This is a genomic window from Legionella bozemanae (assembly GCF_900450575.1).
GTDB lineage: Bacteria > Pseudomonadota > Gammaproteobacteria > Legionellales > Legionellaceae > Legionella > Legionella bozemanae.
Map to the genome: position 1 here is coordinate 982,495 of NZ_UGGY01000001.1, position 25,729 is coordinate 1,008,223.

Below are 25,729 nucleotides of genomic sequence, written 5' to 3' on the forward strand. Positions count from 1 at the left end.
GAAGTAGTTACTTAAATTTTAGCTAGGAATGACGCTTCTGTCTAAACAAGAAGACCTAGACTATAATACTTATAGAAAGGCTAAATTATGATAAGTTTTAAAGGGCCTCTCATTCTCCAAAATGATCTCATATTAATGGTTGGTAAGATGGAAGCTTGCCCAGAACTATCGGCCTAATTTATAGACAGACTTTAATAAATGGGACAACCGTGAATGTCTAATACAATTTTAAATAAACAATTTACAATTGGTAAATTACATTTTATAAGCGAGCATGAAACGCGTGGGTTGATCTATGAAATCTTTTATCAAAAAACTTATTTGCCAGATTATCTCACTTTAAATCCTGGCTCGATTATTATAGACGTAGGGGCACATATTGGACTTTTTTCACTATTTGCTCTACGTCAATGCAAAAATGATGCATTGATTTATAGTTTTGAACCTATTCCTATCTCTTTTGAATGTCTAAAGAGGAACTTGGCGCCATTCGGAAAGAAATGTCATATATATAACATGGGAATTGGTGATGTTACTGACGATTGTTCTGTTGAATTTACCCTTTTTGGAAGTGATCTTACGACCGCAACCTATAAGCCCCTGGATAAAATGATCTCTAATTATAATCCTTTATTAGATTATAATACCTTACTAAAAATTGCTCGATATCGGAACAAGTTATTGTATTATCAACTGAAATATTTACCTTTTATGCGACACTATCTGATTAAAAGGAACTTTAAAAATCGAACAGCAGAAACAAAAGTCTTGTGTCAACTTACATCACTTGGCCGTTTTATCGAAAGAAAGGCGATAAATCATGTCGATTTTTTGAAAATTGATGTTGAAGGTGCGGAGTTTGAAGTTGTAAAAAGCATTAAATCCATGCAATTTTCTATGATTAAACAGTTATGCATTGAAGTGCATAATATAGATAATAGAGTAGAGTATCTTGCTGCATATTTGCGAGAACAAGGTTATCTTACTCTGATCAATAGAAATCCTCTTTATGAAAAGTTGGATTGGAACCAATATATGATCTATGCAAAAAGAGCAGTCTAATACAATGAAAGCAAGTAAACTTAGAAAAATACATCGATTTTTAATGCAGTTATCACCCATTCTACGCATCGCATTGATCCGCTGGCTCTATAATAAATTTGCATCGAATAACAAGTCGAAACAATGTGTTTTTCTGAATTATGGGTATCACGATGAGACTACCTTATCGTTAAAGCCCGAAGATGAGCCAAATCGATATTTCATTCAACTCTATCATCGTGTCGTCAGAGATATCGATTTACAGAACAAAGATATTGCTGAAGTTGGATGTGGTCAGGGTGCTGGTGGTACATTCTTATTGCAGTATAAAAAACCTCGCTCCTACATTGGTATTGATTTGTCTGAAAAAGCAATTGAAATATGCCAACGCAATTCCAAATGGGCCAATGCCCGTTGGATTCAAGGACGTGCAGACGCTCTGCCTCTCCCTGATCAGAGTGTTGATGTGCTTGTTAATGTAGAATCCTCTCATTGTTATCCTTCAATGGAAAAATTTCTTAGCGAAGTTTGGCGTGTGCTTCGAGCTAATGGTTACATGGCTTTTACCGATCTGCGTCCGTCTTCAGAGGTAGAATTGTTAGACCAATGTATTAGTACTTCTGGATTACACGTTATTAGTCGTTGTGATATTACTCCTCAAGTACTTGATTCGTTAACTCGTCTGTCGGACAGGCGAAAAGCCCATATTAATGCAACTTACTCACCCATATGGCGTCAAGCGGTTCGTGACATATCTGCAGTGAAGGGTTCAGTTACTTATAATGGGTTTATAAATGGGCAACAGAAGTATCTTTGTTATTTGTTACAAAAGAAAAGCACAGAAAGACATCTTGCATAATCTAATGAGGTAACGCGATGCAGACAAAAAAAGGACATCAAAATAGTATAAACGACATCCTGAATGAACCGATTGCCATTATTGGAATGAATTGTCAATTTCCCGGGATTAATTCTGATGTCGAAGATGTCGATGCGTTTTATGAGATGTTGCTCAAAGAACAGACTTCAATTAAAGAGGTGCCTGAGAACCGCTGGGATATTAATCAATATTATGATGCGGACAGACAGAAAGAAAATAAAATAGTAAGCCGTAAGGGAGGGTTTTTGAATGACCCTCAATTATTCGATGCCGCTTTTTTTAAAATAACGCCTACTGAAGCGAAACAAATGGACCCGCAACAACGTCTTTTTTTAGAGGTTTCCATTCGCGCGTTAAATCATGCCAACATCCCGCTTGATTCCTTAAAAAACTCCAACACTGGGGTCTATTGCGGCATTTCCACCCATGATTACAGCCAACTGAATTACAAAGACCATATCACATTTAATGCCTATACCTATATTGGTTCTGCTGATAGTGCTGCCCCAGGAAGACTGTGTCACTTTCTTAATTTAAAAGGCCCATGCATGACGGTGGATACCGCCTGTTCCTCCTCGCTGTCGGCACTTTATCTTGCCACAATGGCATTAAGAAATCAGCAGTGCGATATGGCGATTGTTGGCGGAGTCCATCTGAGCCTTTGCCCTGAAATTTTTATAGGGGTAACAAAAGCCAATATGCTCTCAGCTCTTGGCCAATGCAGCAGCTTTGATGCTACGGCCGATGGTTATGCGCGCAGTGAAGGGTGTGCGGTAGTGGTTGTGAAACGGCTTCGTGATGCCCTCAAAGACCAGAATAAAATCCTCGCCGTGATAAAAAGCATCGTCATGAATCAAGATGGCGGCGGCGGGATGGGTATGGCTGCGCCGAATATCGAGGCGCAAATTGCCATGCACCAGGCCGTCTTGGCACAGGCTCATGTAGCAGCAAGTGATATTGACTATATCGAAACCCATGGAACCGGGACGATTTTAGGAGATGAGGTCGAGTTTAATGCGATTCAGCACATACACCAAGGCCATCATTCCAAGGACAGTCCCTTAATTATCGGTGCAGTAAAAAGTAATTTGGGGCATACTATTTCTGCATCAGGAATTGCCTCGCTCATTAAAGTGATTGCCTCATTAAACAATGAACGCATCCCTGCTAATTTGCATTACACCACACCAAGTCCATCGATTGACCCCGAGAGCATCCCTGCGCTTCTCCCCGTTCAAGCAATCCCTTTTGTGAAATGCCCTAATAAAAAACGATATGCGCAAGTATCCAATTTTGGGTTTACCGGCACCAATGTGAGCGCAGTCATTGAAGAGCCGCCTGAGTTGGCATTAACCCCATTCAGTGCTCCTCACGATGAACCGCAGTGTTTTGTGCTTTCAGCACACAGTGAATATTCTTTAAAGCACATGCTGGCAAGTCACTTGCGCTATTTAAAGGAATCCTCCGCAAGCCTACACGATGTGTGTTCTACTTTAATCAATTGTCGGGATCATTATAAATTTCGTTGCGCCATTATTGCCCAAAATAAAGAAGAACTCATCCAAAAAATTGAAGCAAAAGCGTATGAGCTGAACAAAGTAGCCCTAAAAAAAGACATAATCATCATAGAGCATGAGGCCCAACAGATTTATACGCATTTTCTCGCAGGAGCCAATATCCGATTTGCTAAGAACACGGAATCATACAATCCAGTTGATTTGCCCTTGTATTTTTTTGATAGAAAAACCTACTGGCATGATAAAGAAGATAAAAGCATCTCAGTCGATGCACCGGTTCCTCAAGATTGGGGCTTCCAATTGCAATGGCAGAGCCAACCCGTTGGGAAAGATCATCGCAAAATATCAGGTAAACCTTGGCTTTTAATAGGAGCCAAACACTTGGCTTCTGGCTTTATAGAACAAGGATTACCTATTGTCCTGGATGATGATAGCCCCGCATTAGACACGCTGGATGGGATTATTTTTGCAGCGAATTTTGGTTCAATACCTCCAAAGGATATTGAGGCCCATATTGATTGGCAAAAGAATACGCTAAAAAAATTATTGAGTTTGCTTAAAGAGTTACAGCATAAAGCAATTGAATTACAGCTCATAGTCCTCACTACAAATGCAATAGCGGAGCTTGCCGACGACACACTGAATCTTGATAGCAGCGCTCTCTTGGGATTTTGCAAGACTTTGGTTTTAGAATTACCCCAATATCAAACGATTCTCATCGATTTGGATAAACACGATGAAGATTATTATCCGGGGCAGGTGGTTAATGAAATTTATTATAACCATGGCCAAAGTTATGAGCATGTCGTTGCCTACCGTAATGGCCAACGATGGGTCTCTCGCTTAAAAAGAGCCACACTACCCGACAAAAAACAATCACTATGCAGCGAAGGCCGCTACCTTATCACCGGGGGCTGTGGCGGATTAGGTTTGGTAACCGCGCAAGCATTACTATCAGCCGGCGCCAAAGAGTTAATTCTTGTCTCAAGGCATGTGGATAAGCCCGAATTAAAAGCACGTATTAAAATACTTCAATCCTATTATCCGAATCAAATAATTCGTATTGTTGGGTTAGATATTACAGATAAAGAAAAACTATGTAATTTGTTATTAGAGAATAACGAGGATGGTTTGTTAAAGGGCATTATTCATGCAGCCGGAGCCTCAATGAATGCGCCATTGCTTGAGCACCAAGATGAAGACATTGACTCTTTATTTTCTGCCAAGGTAAAAGGTGGCTGGTATTTACATGAATTAAGCCAGCACTGCAGTCTGGATTTTTTTATCGTCTACTCTTCTGTTTCCTCGGTATTTGGCAGCAACAAAGAGTCAGTATACAGTGCCACTAATAGTTTTTTAGATGCCTTAATTGCTGAGCGTCGGCGTTTGGGATTGGTGGGCACAGCAATTCAATGGGGACCTTGGGCTGAGGTCGGTATGGCAGAAAAACGAGCACGCGACCCGAGTCTAAAACAGGCATTCATTCATAATGAGCAAGGTCGTGCCTTGATTCATCGTTTAATCAATAGCCCATTAACTCATATCACTATTATATCACCTGAATACCTCAAGTTTATGCTGGATTTTGTGCCAAAACCACTGCCTTTATTTTATCAAGATTTGGACAATGAGCTGAATGGGGTTGAGCACAAGGGTAATGAAAACATATCGCCTTGGCTGAATGATTACATAAAGATAGCAGGTGATAAAAAAAGTATCGCGTGCAAGAACATGGTCTCTGCACTCTGTAAAAAAATCCTAGAATTACCAGAAACTGAAGAATTAGAAGAGCATGAAGGATTTTTTGAACTTGGTTTTGATTCGTTAATGGTTACTGAAATAGCGACCAGGCTGAAGGAAAAGTTGAAACCCTTTCTTAATGTAACCGCCACGATCGGCTTTGATTATCCATCCATAAGCAAACTCGCCCAATATGTTGAATCGGAATTGCAAAAGAGCCTCCTTCAAGCGCAAGTGCTGCAGTCATTACCAGAAGATGCTGATGACTCCATTGCCATTATCAGCATGAGTTGTTCCCTGCCTGGTGCCCCTGATGTTGCTGCCTTTGAGACCCTGCTCGAACAGGGTCTAAGCGGCGTTAAAGAGATTCCCCTTGAGCGTTGGGACAATAAAAAATACTACGACCCCAATCCGGATGCCCCCGGAAAATCCTACATTACGAAACTGGGGCTCATCGAGAACATTAAAGCATTTGATGCGCCGTTTTTCGGGATTAGCCCCCGCGAAGCGCCTTTCATAGATCCCCAACAACGTCTCTTTTTAGAACAGTGTTACAACGCTTTAGAAAATGCAAACTACCCGGTCCGCTCGTTGCGCGGCAGCTTAACTGGGGTCTTTGCCGGCGTTGGGGCGTCGCATGAATATTATTCCCAACTGGAACAAGCAGGGCTATCCCACGATGAGATGGGGATGTTTGCGGTCACGGGCAAAGCGTTAAACATGATTCCTGGGCGCGTCACCTATACCTTTGACTTCAAGGGCCCTGCAGTAAGCTTTGATACGGCGTGTTCTTCGTCTTTAGTTGCGATTCATTATGCCTGTCAAAGCTTAAAAACCCGGGAAATCGATTTTGCGCTTGCAGGTGGGGTGAATGTGTTAGTACGCCCCGAAAGCATTGTCAATCTATGCAAAGCAAAGGCCTTATCGTTGACGAGTGAATGCAAAACCTTTGACGAACGTGCAGACGGTTATGTGCGGGCGGAAGGGTGCGGGGTGTTATTCCTGAAACGCCTCGCAGACGCCCTACGCGATAACGACACGATTTTAGCAGTGATTCAAGCGTCAGCAGTCAGTAATGATGGAAAGACTGCCGGATTAACCGTGCCCAATGGGAAAAGCCAGGAAGAGGTGATGCGCAAAGCGTTGAGCCAGACGTCCTTATCCAGCAGCGACATCAGCTACATTGAGACCCACGGCACAGGTACTCCTCTTGGCGACCCCATCGAGGTTCATGCCATCAACCAGGTCTATGGTGCGCAGCGCAGCCCAGATAACCCACTTTATCTGGGTGCTGTGAAAACCAATCTGGGCCATCTTGAAAGCGCCGCGGGTGTTGCCGGTATAATTAAAGTCATCTTGAGCTTACAAAAGGGGCGAATTTATAAAAACATCAATTTTCAGCGGTTAAATCCAAAAATCAAACTGGATAATACCCGTCTTGCATTAGACAGCATGGATTGGACTCCCCATACCTCGCTGAAATGCGCCGCCGTCAACGCGTTTGGTTTTAGCGGCACCAATGCCCATGTGATTGTGCAAGAGTTTCCTGCCAAGACACGACAAAAAAACACTCTGCCCGCCCAAACCGGACTTCTTTCGAATGTGCTGGTGTTGTCTGCCAAAAGCCAGAGTGCGTTGGACCATCTGGCCCAACGCTACCAACAGTATTTAGCAACAACCTCAGATGCCTTTAGTGACATCTGCTTTACCGCAGCCACCTGTCGAGAGCACTATTCTTATCGCCTGGCCGTAGCGGCTAAGAGTGCTGTTGAAGCCAGTCAAATGTTGCAGCAAGGTGTGTTTGCTTCATCCTCTGAGGACACAAAGTCGCTGGATGTGCACACCCCAGAACGTGCGGCACTCGTTAGCGAGTACCTCCAAGGTCGAGACGTTGATTGGCGGGATTACTACTCCGCTTCCCCTGGAGCATTCAACAAAGTCTCCTTACCTAACTATCCATTTGACCGCCGTGAATTTTGGTTGGAAAAAAAAGCGGTTGCACCTCATTTCAGTGCCGATGACTTTGCCGTACAGCATCTTTATGACCGCACCTGGAATCTGCTGCATGCCAACGTCCCCAGCACCGCCGAACTGCCTGAGCTTTGGGTTATCGCACACGATGAGCTACGTGCGCAAAAAGTATTAGGGGGGCTTAAGTATCAGTGCATCAAGGAGGTCACCCAATTAGAGGATGTGGCGCATAAAAACATCGTATTCCTGTACGATGAACAATACTTCACTGCATTCGTTCATTGGTGCCAACAGATGTTTCAACACCAGCCGGCACGTTTTATCTTCGTCACTGAAAACGCGTATGCCCTCAACGACAAGTACACCACAGACAGGGTCAACCCGTACCACACCATGGCCAGTTCGTTTTGGAAAAGTTTTAGAAATGAACTTGGGTTGACTCAAAATTATACCATTGACCTCGACTCACGCAGTACCTTAAGCGAGGTGTTACGCTATATCGTGCATACCACGAGTGCTGAGACCCAGTTTGCGGTGCGTGATGCCATTTATGTACCCCGGCTTAAGAAAAAGCCACTCCCTCCAGAGCACCCCGAAGTATTATTCGACCGGGAAGCAAGTTACCTCATTACGGGCGGTACAGGTGGTTTGGGCAAACCCTTAATGGAGTATCTCATACAGCGAGGGGCCAAACACCTCATCATTACCAGCCGCACAGAATGCGCCCAGGAGACGCAGGCCTTCATAGAGCAGGCCCGCAAAAAACAGGTTGCGATAAAACATTATTCCTGTGATGCCGCCGACGCTCAGCGCATGAAACACCTTATCACCGAGATTGAACACAGCGCACACCCCCTAAGGGGGATCTTCCATCTTGCCGGAGTGATTCGGAATGAGTTGCTCGTTAATTTAAGGGACAAGGAGGTCGACGAGGTGTTGCGTGCGAAAGCGAACAGCGCGCTGATTTTGCATCAACTCACCAAAAATCTGCATCTGGATTGCTTTGTCCTGTTTTCATCGGCGGCCTCTATCCTTGGTTCTAAAGGTCAGGCTAACTATGTGGCAGCGAATGGGTTCTTGGATGGTCTGGCGCATCTGCGCCACCAACAGGGCTTGCCGGCACTGGCAATTAACTGGGGTACTTTTCACACTCGAGGCATGGCAGCACAGCACATTGAGGCGCTTAAGCGACGCGGGTTTATTCCCTTGAATCCCGAGAGTATTGGTGTGCTGGATGTGTTGTTGCCGAGCAAGGTGCCACAAATGGCCGTATGCCCCATACATTGGGATGTTTATTTCAAAAACACACCCAAATCCATCGAGTTCTCTGCACTCGTTGAGAAGGAGTCGCCTAGTGGTAAATTCTTTTTAGAGGCTCTGCAGCAGCAGACGCCCAAAGAACGAGTTACCCTCTTGAGCCAAACTTTATGCACGATTGTCGCTGATGTTTTGGGGTTGGAAAGCGGCGAAGAGGTAGGCATCAAAAACGATCTGTTCGCCATGGGCATGGACTCACTGATGGCTTTGGAATTGAGAAACCGCATTCATGATAAATTGAACTGCCCAGCGCTGAGCCTACCCATAGAGTATTTTATTAACGAACCCCGAATCGACAAAATTGCCAAAAATATTGCCAACGACTTACACAAAGTCTTTGAGAATGTACCAAAGTCTCTTCCCTCAGAAAATCCAAGCGATGAAGAAATCGCTTTGTGTGATACTCAATACGTATTCTGGATAATCAATAAAATGGGTTCTAGTTTCAATTGCGGAATGCAGGTACAGCTACGCGGTAATCTCAATAAGAAATACTTGTATCAGGCTTTTGATTTTACCATTCAGCAAGCTCCTGTTTTTTGGTTGAGTTTTAACAAAGAGGCGCCGATTCAAACAGTGAAGAAAGAAGGGCAATTCAAGTTAATCTATGAAGACATTTCTTTAAATTATGATCAGAATGCGTTGAACGACGTATTTTATGAAAATATAATGCAGTTGATTCCCTTAACAGAACCCCCGCTGATTCGAGTTTATCTTTATAAATTGAATCATGATCTGCATGAATTACACATCATGATACCTCATATCATACTGGATGATCCTTCATACAGAATTTTATTCGATCAATTTAGGAAAAATTACGCAACCCTTTTACGGGGCAAAAATCTTGTGCCTGGATCAGAAAAATATACCTATTTGGACTTTGTGAAGCAAAATAATGTTTATTATGAAAAAGACCTGCACGATAAAATGGATTTTTGGCGGGTTTATAATAAGAATTTTGAAAGGTTGAGTTTCGGACGTGCGCATCATCTACCTGATGCCGCTAACCAACCTCAAAATTTATTTCATTATCCTTTAGACGCGCAACTTGTCGAACAATTTAGGAGTTGGCATCAGGAACGAAATATTAATGTGAGCACTGGTTTAATTGCTGTGTGTCACATGGTTTTTTACAAACTCAGTAGTCAAAAGAGAATACCCATTACGATACTGCATAGTGGTAGGGAAGGCAGTCGTTACAGTTCTGTTATTGGCTTGTTTACGGAATATAAAATGATAAATATTACCTTAAACGAGGAATATAAATTTGTTGATTTTCTCAAATCAATCGAGGAGCAGTTCATAATCACAGCTCCTTATCAAAAATGTACTTATGCCATCAAAAGTACGGGAATTAAAGGTTCTCGATTATCATTTGGTCAATATTTGACCTATATATATAATAGGTTAACCCTTGCAAAACACTTTAAAAAAAGCAAACTTAATTCAGTTGTAGTGGATTATCAACTTAAGAGCCTGAGCCGAGTACAATGGCGTCAACTCGAAATTCAAGCGAAGCATTACCTCAATGAATTATTTAAGTTAAATCTGCCGTTGCAAAAACCAGCGAGCTTAAGAGTAGTGATTAACATTACGGCAAACTTTTTTATCAAAGGGTTTAGGGATCTGAATTTTGAAGGTCTTGACTCCAGTACCCCTAATCATTATGGCAGTGTGGACCGTCCTATAGGTAATGAAGCTTTATGGCTGTATTTTACAAAAGATCAATATGGTGAATATCGACTTTCGATTAATGGCCCCTTAACGAAACACTGCAAAGATCAAATAGCTCACGAATTGAATCAGGTAATTGCTAAGGTATTAACAAGTGATGAATATACCGTTGATGATTTAATGCGCGAGTAATTTTCATCGAGTCCGAACGTTCTATATCCCTGCTGCCTTCTGTTCATCCCGTACAGGATGACAAAATGTTAAGATTTAGATGAAATTTTAAAATTTTTTACGTCAGACGACTCAAAATAGACATATTTTCAAACAAATATATACTTTATTATAACAATTATGAATTACGTCAGAATTTATGCCTAAGTTCACTTCGATTGAAAAAAGGTGCGACGTGACAAAAATATAAGGATATGTGAATTATGAAGCATGGGCACTGTGATCACGAGCACTCAAAAATGCGTTCCAAGCTTGAGAACGCGCATGAAATGTGTCATCAACATCATCAGATGCATAAGCAGCCTAACCCGGATGGACATCGGGCTGTGACCGGAATCTACACATGTCCTATGCATCCAGAGATTCGTCAATCAGGTCCTGGACATTGTCCTGTTTGTGGTATGGCTTTAGAACCGGAAACCGTTTCCGCCGAAAAAGAAAATCCGGAATATAAAAGCATGAAGTACCGGTTTTGGTTGGCACTGATTTTGAGTATACCGGTAGTTGTATTAGAAATGGGTGGTCATTTGTTCCATTTTATTTCGGCCAATAGTTCTGCCTGGATTCAGTTTGTATTAGCAACTCCTGTAGTTTTATGGTGTGGTCTTCCTTTTTTCCAGCGTGGCTTCCTTTCATTGAAAACCCGACAACTGAATATGTTTACACTCATTGCGATGGGGATAGGTGTCGCTTGGGTTTACAGTGCTATAGCTCTATTGTTTCCTGGCCTCTTTCCTACTACTTTCCGTAATCAAGGAGTAATCAGTGTTTATTTTGAAGCAGCTGCAGTCATCACTACTTTGGTTTTGCTAGGACAAGTTCTGGAATTAAAAGCACGGGAACAAACAGGTGGCGCTATTCGTGCTTTATTGAGTTTAGCTCCTGAAAGTGCCCGCCGAATTGATCAAGAAGGTAATGAGGAAGAAGTCACACTGGATCAAGTTCAGGTAGGGGATATGCTTCGTGTACGTCCCGGTGAAAAAATTCCTGTGGATGGTGAGGTACTCGAAGGAATTAGCAATGTGGATGAATCCATGGTTACTGGGGAGTCGATGCCAATAAATAAAGAGGCGGGTTCAAAAGTGATTGGAGCCACAATAAACCAGAATGGTAGTTTTATAATGAAAGCGGAGCATGTGGGTAGTGACACCATGCTGTCACATATTGTACAAATGGTGAGTGATGCCCAACGAAGTCGTGCCCCCATTCAACGATTGGCCGATACGGTTTCAGGATGGTTTGTGCCCGCGGTGATTTTGATTGCAGTAGTAGCGTTCATCGTCTGGTTTTTCTTAGGTCCACAACCTTCATTCAGTTATGGTTTGCTTGCAGCGGTATCAGTGCTGATTATTGCCTGTCCTTGTGCATTAGGTTTGGCAACCCCTATGTCCATTATGGTTGGTGTTGGTAAAGGCGCTCAGAATGGAGTATTAGTTAAAAATGCCGAAGCATTGGAACAAATGGAGAAAGTTAATCTACTCGTTGTAGATAAAACGGGTACTCTAACGCTTGGTCATCCAAAATTAACCCAAATTATTTCTGAAAAAAAATATGAAACGGATGAACTACTTGCTTTAGCTGCCGCATTGGAATATCAGAGCGAACACCCTCTTGCCAATGCAATCACGACTGCAGCAAAAGAGAAACAGCTGTCGTTTGCCACGGCAACAGATTTTAAAGCAATTGCAGGGCAAGGTATTATTGGCAAGGTTGATGGTTCAAAAATTGCACTTGGGAATTGGCAATTGATGCAAGAATATGGATCAAATAATACATCACTTGTCGAGAGTGCTGATGAATTACGAGCTCAGGGAGCAACCGTGATGTTTATGGCTGTCGATGATGAGACCATTGCCATTCTGGCAGTTGAAGATCCAGTTAAATCAAGTACGCCTGATGCCATTCTTGAGTTGCAAAAAAATGAGATTGAAATCTATATGCTCACTGGGGACAGTAAAAAAACCGCAGAGTCTGTGGCAAGCCGTTTAGGTATAAAAAATGTGCTTGCTGAAATTATGCCTGAGGAGAAACGTCGGATTGTGAGTGAGTTGAAAGAGAAAGGTTTTATTGTGGCAATGGCAGGGGATGGGGTGAATGATGCTCCCGCTTTGGCAATCGCGGATATCGGTATCGCAATGGGGACAGGTACTGATGTTGCAATTGAAAGTGCTGGTATTACTTTGTTACATGGTGATTTAAATGGCATTGTTAAAGCACACCACCTCTCCCGAGCAACAATGAGCAATATACGCCAGAATTTGTTTTTTGCTTTTATTTATAATGGATTAGGTGTGCCTTTAGCTGCTGGAGTATTGTATCCAGTAACAGGATTGTTGTTGAATCCCATTATCGCTGCAACTGCGATGGCATTAAGCTCTGTTTCGGTAATTATTAATGCACTGAGATTAAGGAGAGTCAGACTATAAACCAGCTTTGTTTCGGTGCTATAAACTATAGTCTCGTTTTTTTATGGTGGATACAAAGATTTTTATGCCTAAAATACTCATGAGTGCTTGTCTTCTTGGCCAAAAAGTTCGTTATGATGGAGGCGATTGTGTACAAAACCATCCTCTGTTACAGCAATGGTATAAAGAGGGAAAAATAATTACTATTTGTCCGGAAATGGCAGGAGGATTGCCTACGCCTAGATCTCCTGCTGAGATTCAAGATGGAAAATCAGGCGTTGATGTATTAAAGAAAAATGCTTTAGTCAAAACAAAGAACAATCAAGATGTTACTGGTTTTTTTCTTGAAGGTGCGCAAAGAGCACTGGAACTCGCAAAGAAACATCACATATGTGTTGCTATTTTAAAAGCCAGAAGTCCCTCTTGCGGGTCGAATATGATCTATGATGGAACATTTACGCGCTCATTGATACAAGGAGAAGGTGTTACTGCTGCATTATTAACAGAGCATGGTATTCAAGTATTTGATGAAAACCATATTAATGAAGCATTGTGTGCTGCACTAAGGTAAACCCTTAATAAACCGCAATTTACAAGTCCATAATTTGTGCCTATATTTAACCAACATCTTCAGTACCTTCTAGGTTGAAACTGATTTATTTTTACAAGGAGAAAAGATAATGGAATACAAATGTCATAAATGTGGAATGGGAGTGAAAAACTTAACGTGCAGCAAATGCAATGCACTACTGGTTAGTGATGTTGTTAAAACCGATAATGCCAAGGTTCAGGTAGCAAAATGTCCTAATGGGTGTGGACAAATTAAATCACCAACATGTTGTGGTCATGATATGGTAAGCTCGGATTAATAGAAAATCTTTGCAGCCCGTTAAAAGGCTGTCATCCCTGCGCAGGCAGGGAGCCATTTACAATGTGACAAATAACGCTATGGCAAGCTTGCAAACAGATGGATTTGTAAGTTAAGAATAAATCCATATTTCATGCAATATTCTGCTGCATGCTCATGATTACGTTGATTTTTTTCCATATCCAGAAGCCCCGCCTCCCAAAAACTGACAACTTCATTGATTTCAGAACGTTCTGCTAAAGTAAGATCATGCCCCTTATCACGAATAGCGTTAACACGTTGCGGCTCTTTTCGATATTTATTCATAGGGCTCACAAAAACCTGTTTATTCGTTTTTTCAGCCCATTCATGTGCCCATGTAGGTATTTCGCTATAAGGTATATATCGATCCTCCTCGGGCGCAGACATAACAAATTTCAAACAATCAGCTCGCTCAAGCATTTTTGAATTAGGCTTCAAATAGCGAATGGCTTTTCCATCTTTTTCCAGGCATTTGGGGCTCACTACCAGTGTTGTGCTTTGCAGAAGGTCAGGTAGGAGGGAAATACCATTCGATTCAATTTGGATGTATTGGAAATACGGTTTGGCTTCTTCTAAAAATACCGATAAATTTTGTTGTAATGAAGGTTCTCCCCCTGTAATAACGAGGACCATTTTTTTTGCCAGCCCTTTTGCCCAGGAAGGCGTAGGAAGATTGCGGCCCTGAAAAAATGCAGCAATGACGCTATCTGCTTCTTCGAGTAACGAGTTAAAGCTTTTCCATTCACCGGCATCAAAGTAAGTATCGCAAAAGGAACACGCTAAATTACATTTGGCCAAACGAATAAAATAGGCTGGATGGCCGCGAAAAGGTCCTTCTCCTTGCAAGGTAAAAAAACGACTGGTAATGAAGAGCTCGTCTGGTTTTGCTGTTTTAAAAAAAGACTTTCCTACTCTGTCGTTCAAGCCGAACATCTATTTACCCTTTTCTGTATAAAATTTTTACATATTATACCCTATTGTATTTGAAATGTGAGCCCTTACTCTTATTTTTATTCTATGGAATGTGTTGTTCGAATTTTTGGGATAGCCTGAGATAGTGTCAGTTTTTTTGACTAGAAATCTTAATGTATTAAGCCATTTTTAATGAATATAGTGTATTTCCAACGTCCCGCGGCTTTGTTCGCGGTGTCTAGTGTTTTAAGTGCGCGGACAAGCCGCGGGGCGTTGGAAGAAAGAATATGGAAATCTGATGATCCCTCAAGATACTGGGTGAGGATGTAAGCCGCAACCTGGGATTTAGACGCTTTTATTTATATCTAAAAAACCGGGTTTACGCCGGGCTGCTTCTAGGCTACAAAACCTTTTTGATGTCGGGATGTGAGCCGTTTACAGACTGAATTAAGGCAAAACGCTCAATTAAATTGATGTTCTCTGAAGCCAATTGATAAATTTTTGCAATCGTTTCCCGGCTTATTTGGTTGAAAATAAGCTTTATTTCATTTTGTTGAGGCAGGCATATAGGCGAATACCGATAGGAGCTAAGAATTTTTTTCATTGAATTTAAATTAATGGAATCAAAGGCATAGAAATTATTGCGAGTATAAATCTTAAAAGGAAATGAGGTTTTTTTTATTTCAGTATTAAAATTCAATTTACTAAAAGGCAATTTATTATGACTGAAGCAATTTAACTCTTTGTATCGTTTGATGAAGTTGATTTGATTTAGATAGAAAAAATCTTGTGAAATTCCCCTTAGTTTTCTGTTTACAATAGAGCAGTTAATTATTGGAAGGCCAAAGCCCACATAATTAATAAAAAGCAATTCAAATAAATTTTCAATATAGTGTTCTATTGCATGCTCACGACGATTTAGCAATGCTTCATGAATAAAATGAAAATCCAAGCCTTTCCATGGTGCGGTATCAGAATGCAAATACCAAAGGAGATAATAAATTCCATCCCATGGTTTTTTGTAGTACTGCGCTGCTATTTTATTTTGCAGCTTACGAATTTCATACACCAGCGAAGGGGTAATAGTGTAAGGAATTCTTGGTTTTAAACAAACTGCCATGCCATTTGTTTTTTGATGGCGGATGGCGAGTAACTCGATATTATGCACAGCAATCCTTATTAAAATAGTGTAAAAATATCCGAATAAGGGAATAACATTTGAAAGTGTAGTAAAGAAAATAGGATTTTTCAAAAAAACGATCTTATTGTTTTTGATGAGGTGAAATCAGCCGCATAGCCATTATATTGGAGATCTGTTTTAATTGCTCACAAAGCTGGGGTAATGATTCTTTAGGACCGCATATATCAATAAGATTTACGGCAATTATTCCGCGTGATTTATTTTCCATTTGTTCAATATTGTATTTTAATTTTGATATGTTCTGGGTGATTTTGCCTATGGTTCCCGGAATATTTTTGTTAATAACCAGTAAACGATAACAATTAGGGACTTGAGTGGCAGAAAGAGAGATATTTGGAAAATTAACAGAATACTCAATGATTCCATGCTCTAGATAATTACAAATATTGCGAATTACCATTTCTGCTGCAGTCTGTTCTGCTTCCTGGGTACTTGCCCCCAAATGAGGAAAGCTCAAAACGTTAGGATGTCCAGCCAAGTTAATTGTTGGAAAATCTGTGATATAACCCATGATTTGCTGATTATTTAATTGTTGCAAAATAGCTGCTTCATTCACTATTTGTTCGCGTGAAAAATTAAGTAATAGAGTATGGGGTTTCACTAGAGCAATATTTTCTTCATTGATTAAGTGGTTGGTTGTTGCATTTAAAGGAATATGCAGCGTAATAATATCTGCGTGGGCAAGCAATACATTCATATCAATGACTTTTTCAACTCCAGGCATCAATGCTAGAGCATTCGTCAGCGTCATATTGGTATCAAAACCTAATACTTTCATTCCTAAGGCTAATCCAGCATTAGCCACTTTAACGCCTATATTGCCCAAGCCTATCACACCTAAAGTTTTACCTGAAATTTCATGACCAACAAATTTATTTTTTTTTGTTTCAATTTCTCGATTAAATAATTGGCTATCTTCTTTGGACAATTCAGTAATGAAGGAGCGGGTTTCATCTAAATGTCTATAGCCCATTATCATGGCTGCCATCACCAACTCTTTTACTGCATTGGCATTTGCTCCAGGTGCATAAAATACTGGAACACCCATATTGGTAAGCACATCGATGGGAATATTATCAATACCTGTTCCTGCTCGTGCTACTGCTTTTAAGTTGTTTGAAAATGGATGATTATGTAATTTATGGGAGCGCACCAAAATGACATCTGGTTCAATGGGATTAAGACCTAATTGATAAACGTCAGGGTGAAACAAACTCAAACTCTGAGGTGATATATTATCAAGAATTTGAATGGTGAACATGGGCATCTCCCTTGATCAAAACAGAATTATAAATCTCTGTAAGTCCTTGTTCATAACAAGCATAATATTGTGAAGGCAATTGTTTCAACTCATTCTGAGTTAATCCTAAAGGGATTATTGGGTAAAAGCTGGTATTGGTGATATAAAACTCGGAGTTGTTTTTTACCTGTTCCTTAGGGTTTAAACCAGCAAAACCAATAAAGCGTGTAACCGTTTCTCGAGCTTCCCAGTCGCTTACTCCATCACCTACCAGTAAGGATCGTTCACCTGGTTTAAGTATTGAGGCAATTTCTATTGTTTTGCCATTGCCTTGAGTCATGTTGCTTTGTCTATCAAACTCTTGATAGTTGCCTTGTTCATCAAAATATACTTCCACTGCGAGCACATTACTTGGGGGAACTCCTAAATCCTGTGCAAACGGAACAACAGCCATTTTAATCCCGGCTGAAATGATATAGATTTTTTTATTCAAATGATGCAATAACTGAAAGAGTTCTTGGGCTCCAGGAGCAATGGAGCGCTTATAGCGTTCTGCCAGTTCTTCTATTTGTTCTCGTGTAGGTTGAACATAGGCCAAGCGTTGCTGATAATCATTAGGGGTCATGCCAGTGTGTCCCATACATCGTTCAGTAATTTGATGAACTTGTTGGGCAACCCCATTCATTGTTGCTAACTCATTAATGCCTTCAATAAGGGAGAGTGTCCCGTCACAATCAAAGAAAAAGGTATCAATGGGAGCGTTTAAAGCCCAGTTTCTATTATCCATGGGTAATTTGCTCTTATTTTTAAACTGAGTGTCATAATTTTAGTTCGTTTGAGCTATGCCCATACTCTTCTTCCGTCATTAATGGACGGAGTTGTTCCACAATTTTATACCAGTCATTTTTATCATAGATTGTTTCTTCCTGTAGTTTGGCTTTATATTTATTACCTTGTAATAGGCGATTGAATTCTACAAATAAATAAGAGGCAAAAGAGTGGTTTTCATATCGAGTATCAGGATCCTCGAAAAACTGCTCCAGTTGTTGCAGAACTATATCAATGCTTTGACTTGCTTCCGCTTTAGTTTTAATCGAATCTGCTTTTTTTTGCCCATCAGGCCCGTGACGCAACCAACTAAGCCAGCCATTAGGTTGGCGAGTATTGATACCCAGTTCATAATATTTTTTATAAGCGGTCTGTGCCTTTCCTATTGTTGTCTTTAACACGTTGAGCCAATCTTTAGTCAAGCCTATATCTGTTGACTCGCAGGATTTTTGCTCATTTTTTTTAAAAAAATCATGCGATAATGAGTTTGATTTGCGTTGTGAAGGGTTCCTGTGCTCAATTCTTGGCCTTGATTTGGTAAGATGAGTCAGGGATGCCTTACTAAAAGGTAGCGCGTTAATAGGTGTTGTATTAAAAGGAATTGTATTAAGAGATGCCGCTCTCAAACGAGACCGCTCTTTTGCTGCAAGTAGCTCCTCCCTTCTTTGAGCAACTAATCCTTTAGGAATCCCAAAATTGTCACCTTCTTCAATTGCATGTGTCTGCTTATTCTTTTTGCCCATTGTAATTTCCTTATCCCTAAGTTATTCATTAGCCCTCTTTCCAAACTCTACTGAGGAGGTGAGTTGCTTCGTCGATTAGGTGCTCGAATCCTCATGTACTGGCGTGTACACTCCGGTTCTTCGCTCCGCGTCTCCTTGCACTTCACTCCTCTCAGCGAGTTTGGAAAAGGTCTATTTACAAACATCAAATCGATATGATTTAAAGGCGATCTAATCATATAGGCTCTTTTTTTACTATGCAATAATTCCAAACTCATGTGATGCGAATTATGTAATAGCACTAAGACTTAGCTATAACTTCAAGAATAAGTCTATACTTGGAAGAATGATAGGAGCAGGAAAAAGGAATGCCATGAATACTTATACACCAGACATTGAACATCCCGTATCTATCCCCAGTAAAAATGTTTATCTCAACGGTTTTTTATTGATACCTGAAAAAGCTAAAGGAATGGTAGTTTTCGTGCATGGAAGTGGGAGCAGTCGATTCAGCAGCCGCAATCAATATGTGGCAAGCACCCTGAATGAAGGGAAATATGCTACATTGCTCTTCGATCTCCTTACTTCCCAAGAAGATGTTATTGATAATGTCACTCGCGAATATCGTTTTGATATTCATTTATTAGCTTCTCGACTTGTTGATGTAATTCATTGGTGTACAAAGGAGTTTGCAGAATTCCATTTTCCAATCGGTTTGTTTGGGTCGAGTACTGGCGGCGGCGCCGCGCTTGTAGCGGCGGCGCAGGAACCTAAGTTAGTCAATGCGATTGTATCGCGTGGTGGCAGGCCGGATTTGGCTGGAAACTATTTGCCGCAGGTCAAGACGCCTACGTTACTTATTGTGGGTGGTGATGATGAAGTGGTGATTGGGCTCAATCAGCAAGCGATATCGCAAATGAGTTGTACCACACATTTGGAAATAGTTCCTGGAGCAACTCATTTATTTGAGGAGCCTGGAAAATTACATGAGGTCTCAGACTTAGCCAAAAAATGGTTTGACCAGTATTGCACTGGATAATGTTTTGTGAGCAAGGAGGCTTTTTATGAATAAGGATGCTTTGCAAAAATTAATAAATGAACTCAACGGCGCAATCGTTTCACTTAAATCTCATGATGAAGATTATGATGTAGTACTCAAACAAATGGGGAGTTCTCGATTTGTGATGATTGGCGAAGCAACTCATGGAACCCACGAATTTTATCAAACACGCATCGAAATATCGCAACGTCTTATTAAAGAGCATGGATTTATGGCTATTGCAATTGAAGGGGATTGGCCTGATGCGCATCGTGTTCATCGTTATTTACAAGGGGAGGGCAAGGTAACTGACAATGAGCACGCCCTAGATGGTTTTCAGCGATTTCCTGTCTGGATGTGGCGCAATTCAACACTTCCTCCTTTCCTTAGTTGGTTGCGTCAATACAATGATAACTTACCTGCAACACAAAAGATTGGATTTTACGGCCTTGATTTATACAGTTTAAACTCTTCCATGCAAGCAGTAATTGATTTCTTAAATAAAATCGATCCTGAAGCGGCGCAACGTGCCGCTCAGCGCTATGCCTGCTTTGATCATTTGAATCAGGATCCGCAAATGTATGGTTATCTAATTAGTGCTGGGGTTAAAAAAGCCTGTATTCATGAAGCAGTAGCTCAATTAGTTGAACTACAGCATCGTGCTTTTGAGTACCTTCATCGCGATGGAATCGCTGTCGAAGACGCATATTTTTTTGCAACTCAAAATGCTCGCTTGGTAAAAAATGCAGAAAATTATTATCGCTCCATGTTAGAGGGGAGGGTTTCTACATGGAATATCCGGGATAGCCATATGATGGAAACACTCAATGTGCTCGCTGATCATTTGGAAACCCGATTTAATCAACCTGCTAAAATTATTATTTGGGCGCATAATTCGCATGTGGGTGATTCACGTGCCACGGAGATGGGTGAGCGTAATGAGTTTAATTTGGGCCAATTAGTACGTGAGCAATATGGCCAGCATTCTTATTCTCTTGGTTTTTCTACTTATGAAGGAACTGTCATGGCTGCATCCGATTGGGGAAGGCCTGGGGAGAAAAAGCAAGTACAACCGGGTATACCAGGGAGCTATGAGGAATTATTTCATCATTTAAGGCACAAGAATTTTTTCTTGAATTTATCAGCTAACGAAAAGTTGGAACATTATTTAAATGTTCCCCGCTTACAACGGGCTATAGGAGTGGTTTATCTTTCCGCGACTGAACGTTTTAGTCATTATTTTTTTACACATTTGCCTTATCAATTCGATGGGTTGATTCATTTTGATAAAACAAGTGCTTTACAGCCTTTAAGTGAAGAGCAGCTCATGACCCATGAATAAGGTAAAACGGTAGCCTGGGGCGCAGCGAACATCGCTGAAAAACCAGTACCGCTTTATTCCTACGTCCCGTGGCTTTGTCCGCGGGATCCAAATATCTGCCTAGAACACTGGATCCTGTTGACAAGCCCGCGAACAAGTCTTGAGCGATCCACGCGAAATGTAACCCCCGACGTACTGCGCTTTATGCCTGTACGATCCCCACAAAATTCAAAGAAAGACTGTAGTGGGGGTCTGTGTTGTGGCATTTAGCTCAGAGAGTAGAGGTAATAAATTTTGAAACTGTTTTACTTTGAGAGAGATTCCTTTTTTGAGAGCTTCGCGCCCTAAATAGACCAGGGATAAAATGTTGGTGAATTTTGAAGAGTGAGCCTGAAAGGAAGATGCATATCCTTTACGCTTGGTAAAAATGCCAGCAAGCCAACAAGCAAAAGTAGAGATAGCAGCAATAAGCAGTAATATGCTCATTCTTTGAGGAGAACGAGAAAGACTTTCTTTCAATCCAAACCCATAACGAGTACATTTTGTATCACGAAAATTTTCTTCTATTTGCATGCGTTGCCGATAAATATTCACAGCGTATTCAGCGGTGTTTGTTGAGGTCAATGAAGTGACCAATAACCAAGGCTCACGATGAGCTCTAGTATATCGTTTACTCATTGCATCACGCCTACCTTTCTTGTATTGATTCACTCTATGACGACCTTTAGAGAGGCCTTTATAGAGTATAAAGTGAGCAGGGATTTGTTCTTTCTCTGTAAGAAGGCCCTGCCCCAAGTAGTTAGGTTTGGCTGTGGCTTGTTCATAATAGATATGACTTAATTGCCAAGTTGCTGTAGCCTCTAAATATATCGCATTCTTATGGCGTAATCGGCCTAAAAAATCCCAATCAAGCGCTCGAACATAGGAAAACCAAGGCGCTCTAAATCCCGCATCGGTAACAATAATAGGTTGTACAGAGCTCGGTAAAATAGCTTTTAGATTATTTAAAAATTCTTTATGAGTTTGATGGTTATTTTGTTTTTTCTGTGGATGACATTCTTCGTAAATCACAATCGAGCGTCCTTGCATCGACAAGGAGGCTCTCAATAAATAGAGTTTAGTCTGCGAACATATACAGCTCCAATCAACATGAATCCAGGGGCGTCTTTGTGCTGCTAGTAGATAATGACTCATTGTCCTATAAAATTCAATCGCTTCTTTTTGTAATCGCGTATTCCCTAATAAGCGGTCTATCCTTTTTATATTGCTGCGAGTCTTAACTTTAGTATGAGGCAAATGACGGCCAAGCGATGTCAGCGTTAATTTATTTACCTTAATTAACGTCGATGAAGCCATGATTAAATTGTGTAAGCGTGATTTATGAATAAAAGGTAATTCTTTTGCTAATGTTTTGTGTAATAATTGCATCAGGTGCATGACGTCGATCTCTTATTGTTGTGGAACTCTATTGGATCATAATCCGTCATGCACTTTCAATACCATTATTCCTATATTTCAATGCCTTAAACCAAATTTTTTTGTCTATCTCTCAGGCTTTATGCGCGGTACGTAGAAAGATGAGTATGTTTCATTTAAAAACCCAAGATTACATTCAAATTTCGCGTGGGTCGCTCAGGGACAAGTCGTAGGAGCAGGGTGTAGGCAGGGATGTGATCAAGAGACAGTTGCTGCACCCGGGTTACTTATGGACAGCCTTTTTATTTGATATTAATGCAATTAAATCTTCTTCATTTAATGTTTCTTGCTTTAATAATAATTGCGCCCCTTTTTCTAAAATTTTAATGCGTTTTTTAATAATATCTACGGCATCATCAAAGGCAGTTTGAATTATTTTGCGAACTGCCGTATCAATCTCACATGCTGTTTCTTCGCTAAATTCACGTTCGTTGTGCGTTATAGGAGACTCCAGGAAAGGTGAGTGTTCTTTCTGGTACGTTACAGGCCCAAGCTCTTTATCCATACCGTAACGCATGACCATATTCCGTGCAATGTCAGTCGCTTTGGCAAGATCGTCTGCTGCTCCCGTTGAAAATCGACCAAAAACAACAAATTCAGCTGCTCTACCTCCGAGTAAAACCATCATTTTATTTTTTAACTCTTCTTCTGTCATAAGATAACGGTCCTCAGTAGGACGTTGAATGGTATATCCTAAGCTGCCTATTCCTCGTGGAATAATTGAGACTTTGTGCACCTGATCTACGTTAGGCAAGGAGAGCGCTACCAGGGTGTGTCCCATTTCATGATAAGCTACTGCTTTACGCTCTTCGGGATTGAGTAAGCGATTCTTTTTTTCCAGCCCTGCCACCATTCGTTCAATAGCATTGGTAAAGTCATCCATACTTACAGAGTCGGCATTATGACGTGTGGCAAGCAAGGCTGCTTCATTGACCAGATTTGCTAAATCGGCACCCGAAAAACCTGGAGTTAAGGCCGCAATCTTTTCAGGATCAACATCAGGGCCCTGCCGAATTTTTTTCAGATGAACATTGAGAATTTCTACTCGACCTTTTTTATCCGGCCGATCGACAAGTATGTGGCGGTCAAAACGCCCCGCCCGCAATAATGCGGGGTCAAGAATTTCCGGTCGATTGGTAGCGGCAAGCAGAATTAATCCTTCACTGGGGTCGAAGCCATCCATTTCCGAGAGTAACTGGTTTAAAGTTTGCTCTTTTTCATCATGTCCTCCGCCGATAGGATAAGCGCCGCGTGCTCTGCCTAAGGCATCAAGTTCATCAATAAAAATAATTGTTGGCGCGGTTTCTCGGGCATTAGTGAACAAATCACGTACTCGTGCAGCACCAACGCCAACAAACATTTCTACGAATTCTGAACCATTAATTGAAAAAAATGGTACTCCTGCTTCTCCTGCTACAGCTCGTGCAAGTAATGTTTTTCCGGTTCCAGGCGGACCCACTAAAAGTACGCCTTTAGGTATATGAGCGCCAATACGAGTATAATGTTGCGGGTTTTTAAGGAATTCAACTACTTCCATAAGCTCGGCTTTCGCTTCATCTACTCCTGCAACATCTTGAAATGATACATGTGTTTCTTTTTCCATGTAGATTTTCGCTTTACTTTTTCCAACATCCAAAACGCCGCCAGTTGCTGAACCCATACGTCTTAGTAAAAAACTCCACAGAGCGAAAAAGAGCAATGCAGGAATAATCCAGGATAATATCAGGGTTAACCATTTGTTTTCAGCTTGTCCTGTAAATTTTACTTTTGCTGCTTCCAAAGCCGATATAAGGGATGGATCATTAACGCGAACTGTAGTGACTTGGGGGTTTTTGCCGCCATATTCTTTTATTTCATTAAATTTGTCTTCGGGAAGTAATCCTGATAAACCTTCAGTTTTTACGTCTGCGGTAATGTAGCTTTCATCAAGTAAGACGTTATTTAACTTATCGGCTTTCAAAAGTTTTATAAAATCACTGTAAGCAATATTTACAGGATGGGTTGCGAAAAAAAAGCTCTGAAACAGGATGATAATCCAGAAAATCATCAAAACATACCAGAGCGAAAACTGCCATTGTTTATTTTCCACCACTTCTCCCAATTTAAGGCTATCCTTTTATTAGTAGAAAAAACGAACTGGTTTTATACAGTATATACCAAAGGATGGATGAGCATGTGATGAAGTATTGCCTAATTCCATATTTTTATGCTATGAGCCTGACTGGAGGGGGATTTCAAACCATATTGAAAAGAGCAGGGAAATAGTTCCTATTTAGCGAGTGAATTAAGTGCTAAAAGTGAAGCTGTTTTATTTCAAAAAACACCCAAATTGTTGAATTAAAGATCTATCGAGATTATAATTAAACTATTGCTCGGTAATTGGCATGAATCATGTTTCAAAATGTAGATAATACAATTAACCCAACTCCTAAAGAGAATTATATTCTTGATTACCCTGGTAAAAATGATTTATCTGATTTTTTAAGTTATGTCAGGCACGAAGATGCGATGGCGGAAATTTATTTTGAAAATGATGTTGAAAAATTAGGTGATGAAACGGTTCAGTTATTTAACAATAATGGAAAATTGTTACATAACGATAGCAATAGATGTGATTTAATGCTTGTTTTGCGGGACAATGGAAAAGTCATCGGCTTTATTGAATTAAGGCTAAACAAAGATACAGAAAAAATATCTCAATTGTTTAGTTTATTTGTAAGTGAGACATATCGTCGTAAAGGACTTGGTAATTTAATGATGGTCTATGCTCTGGATTTTTTCGTAAATAGCGGACAGCACAATATGACAGTCAGCCCCTCAGCAGAATCGCTTACCGTTTATAATAAGTTTGGTTTTTATCCACCAGAGTTTTATGAAGATCAAGAGGCATTAAAAAATTGGTTCAAAAAGATGGAGAAGGAACGGCTTGAGCAGTTACAAGATGAGCCTTCAGAGTATCTTATAATGGATTTAACCGATCAATTTTGTCGTGAAACCTTTGAAAATCATTGTAAGAAAGTTTCTCCTCATTTTGTCAAATTTGAGATTTCTCAAGATTTACAAAAGGATCTAAAAAGTGATGTCTTCGACTGGAGAAAAAAAACAGCCACACCAACTTTATCTAGCAGTGGTTTGGGAGTTCTAAGTACTTTAGACGATGGCAAAAAAAGAAAAGCTGAACCTACCACATCGGCCTCCACTGTGCAGGATGAACCTCAAACCAAAAAATTGTTTCATGATTAATAGAGAAAGTGCATACAGAAAATCAGTACTAATCAGCGCGAAACGGCCATCATTTATTACCGCATGTTCTTTAATTTAC

The 25,729-nt window shown here is 40.7% G+C and carries 15 protein-coding genes and 2 pseudogenes; 10 read left to right on the top strand and 7 right to left on the bottom strand.

From position 1 onward, the window contains the following. The first annotated feature begins 213 nt into the window (after positions 1 to 213). The 7 genes and pseudogenes from DY223_RS04210 to DY223_RS04235 all read left to right on the top strand — a co-directional run bounded on the left by DY223_RS04210 (position 214) and on the right by DY223_RS04235 (position 13,648). The gene (locus DY223_RS04210) at positions 214 to 1,062 is read left to right on the top strand and encodes an FkbM family methyltransferase (RefSeq protein WP_058460015.1); all 849 of its coding nucleotides are present in this window, start codon (positions 214 to 216) and stop codon (positions 1,060 to 1,062) included. 4 nt (positions 1,063 to 1,066) lie between these two features. After that, positions 1,067 to 1,900 carry a class I SAM-dependent methyltransferase gene (locus tag DY223_RS04215; protein ID WP_160116273.1) on the top strand — a complete coding sequence of 278 codons (834 nt, stop codon included), beginning with the start codon at positions 1,067 to 1,069 and terminating at the stop codon, positions 1,898 to 1,900. 17 nt (positions 1,901 to 1,917) lie between these two features. Beyond that, a pseudogene (locus DY223_RS19785) lies at positions 1,918 to 7,056 on the top strand (SDR family NAD(P)-dependent oxidoreductase); the annotation flags it as partial. A 720-nt stretch (positions 7,057 to 7,776) separates the two neighbouring features. Next, positions 7,777 to 10,335, top strand: a pseudogene (locus DY223_RS19790) (SDR family NAD(P)-dependent oxidoreductase); the annotation flags it as partial. Positions 10,336 to 10,577: 242 nt separating this feature from the next. After that, on the top strand, positions 10,578 to 12,800 hold the full coding sequence (locus DY223_RS04225) for a copper-transporting P-type ATPase (RefSeq protein ID WP_058460770.1): 2,223 nt from the start codon (positions 10,578 to 10,580) through the stop codon (positions 12,798 to 12,800). A 64-nt stretch (positions 12,801 to 12,864) separates the two neighbouring features. Beyond that, entirely contained in the window at positions 12,865 to 13,350 is a 486-nt protein-coding gene (locus tag DY223_RS04230; protein WP_058460769.1) for a 2-thiouracil desulfurase family protein, read from the top strand. 109 nt (positions 13,351 to 13,459) lie between these two features. Next, complete coding sequence (locus DY223_RS04235; RefSeq protein ID WP_058460768.1) at positions 13,460 to 13,648, top strand: hypothetical protein; 189 nt, start codon at positions 13,460 to 13,462, stop codon at positions 13,646 to 13,648. A gap of 77 nt (positions 13,649 to 13,725) precedes the next feature. On the opposite strand, the gene DY223_RS04240 is transcribed toward DY223_RS04235, so the two are convergent. From DY223_RS04240 to DY223_RS04260, 5 genes are all read right to left on the bottom strand, one after another. Beyond that, positions 13,726 to 14,601, bottom strand: coding sequence for a 7-carboxy-7-deazaguanine synthase QueE (locus DY223_RS04240; RefSeq protein ID WP_058460767.1), 876 nt, complete (start codon positions 14,599 to 14,601; stop codon positions 13,726 to 13,728). A 379-nt stretch (positions 14,602 to 14,980) separates the two neighbouring features. Beyond that, positions 14,981 to 15,748 carry a hypothetical protein gene (locus DY223_RS04245; RefSeq protein WP_058460766.1) on the bottom strand — a complete coding sequence of 256 codons (768 nt, stop codon included), beginning with the start codon at positions 15,746 to 15,748 and terminating at the stop codon, positions 14,981 to 14,983. 94 nt (positions 15,749 to 15,842) lie between these two features. After that, complete coding sequence (locus tag DY223_RS04250) at positions 15,843 to 17,042, bottom strand: 3-phosphoglycerate dehydrogenase family protein (protein WP_058460765.1); 1,200 nt, start codon at positions 17,040 to 17,042, stop codon at positions 15,843 to 15,845. After that, a complete protein-coding gene (locus tag DY223_RS04255; RefSeq protein WP_058460764.1) occupies positions 17,020 to 17,808 on the bottom strand; it encodes an HAD-IB family phosphatase in 789 nt (262 codons plus the stop codon). Before DY223_RS04255 ends, DY223_RS04250 begins: the two co-directional genes overlap by 23 nt. 31 nt (positions 17,809 to 17,839) lie before the next feature. After that, positions 17,840 to 18,592: a hypothetical protein gene (locus DY223_RS04260; RefSeq protein WP_058460763.1), complete on the bottom strand. Its 753-nt coding sequence runs from the start codon at positions 18,590 to 18,592 to the stop codon at positions 17,840 to 17,842. Positions 18,593 to 18,944: 352 nt separating this feature from the next. On the opposite strand from DY223_RS04260, the gene DY223_RS04270 reads away from it, so the two are divergent. Then, positions 18,945 to 19,610 carry a dienelactone hydrolase family protein gene (locus DY223_RS04270; protein WP_058460762.1) on the top strand — a complete coding sequence of 222 codons (666 nt, stop codon included), beginning with the start codon at positions 18,945 to 18,947 and terminating at the stop codon, positions 19,608 to 19,610. A gap of 25 nt (positions 19,611 to 19,635) precedes the next feature. Continuing rightward, the gene (locus tag DY223_RS04275) at positions 19,636 to 20,952 is read left to right on the top strand and encodes an erythromycin esterase family protein (protein ID WP_058460761.1); all 1,317 of its coding nucleotides are present in this window, start codon (positions 19,636 to 19,638) and stop codon (positions 20,950 to 20,952) included. Between the two features lie 207 nt (positions 20,953 to 21,159). On the opposite strand, the gene DY223_RS04280 is transcribed toward DY223_RS04275, so the two are convergent. Both DY223_RS04280 and ftsH read right to left on the bottom strand, forming a co-directional pair. Then, positions 21,160 to 22,359, bottom strand: coding sequence for an IS4 family transposase (locus DY223_RS04280; RefSeq protein WP_160116260.1), 1,200 nt, complete (start codon positions 22,357 to 22,359; stop codon positions 21,160 to 21,162). Between the two features lie 271 nt (positions 22,360 to 22,630). Further along, on the bottom strand, positions 22,631 to 24,496 hold the full coding sequence (ftsH, locus tag DY223_RS04285; RefSeq protein ID WP_058460557.1) for an ATP-dependent zinc metalloprotease FtsH: 1,866 nt from the start codon (positions 24,494 to 24,496) through the stop codon (positions 22,631 to 22,633). 302 nt (positions 24,497 to 24,798) lie between these two features. Here ftsH and DY223_RS04290 point away from each other — a divergent pair, with 302 nt between their 5' ends. Continuing rightward, on the top strand, positions 24,799 to 25,650 hold the full coding sequence (locus DY223_RS04290) for a GNAT family N-acetyltransferase (protein WP_058460249.1): 852 nt from the start codon (positions 24,799 to 24,801) through the stop codon (positions 25,648 to 25,650). Positions 25,651 to 25,729: the final 79 nt, after the last annotated feature.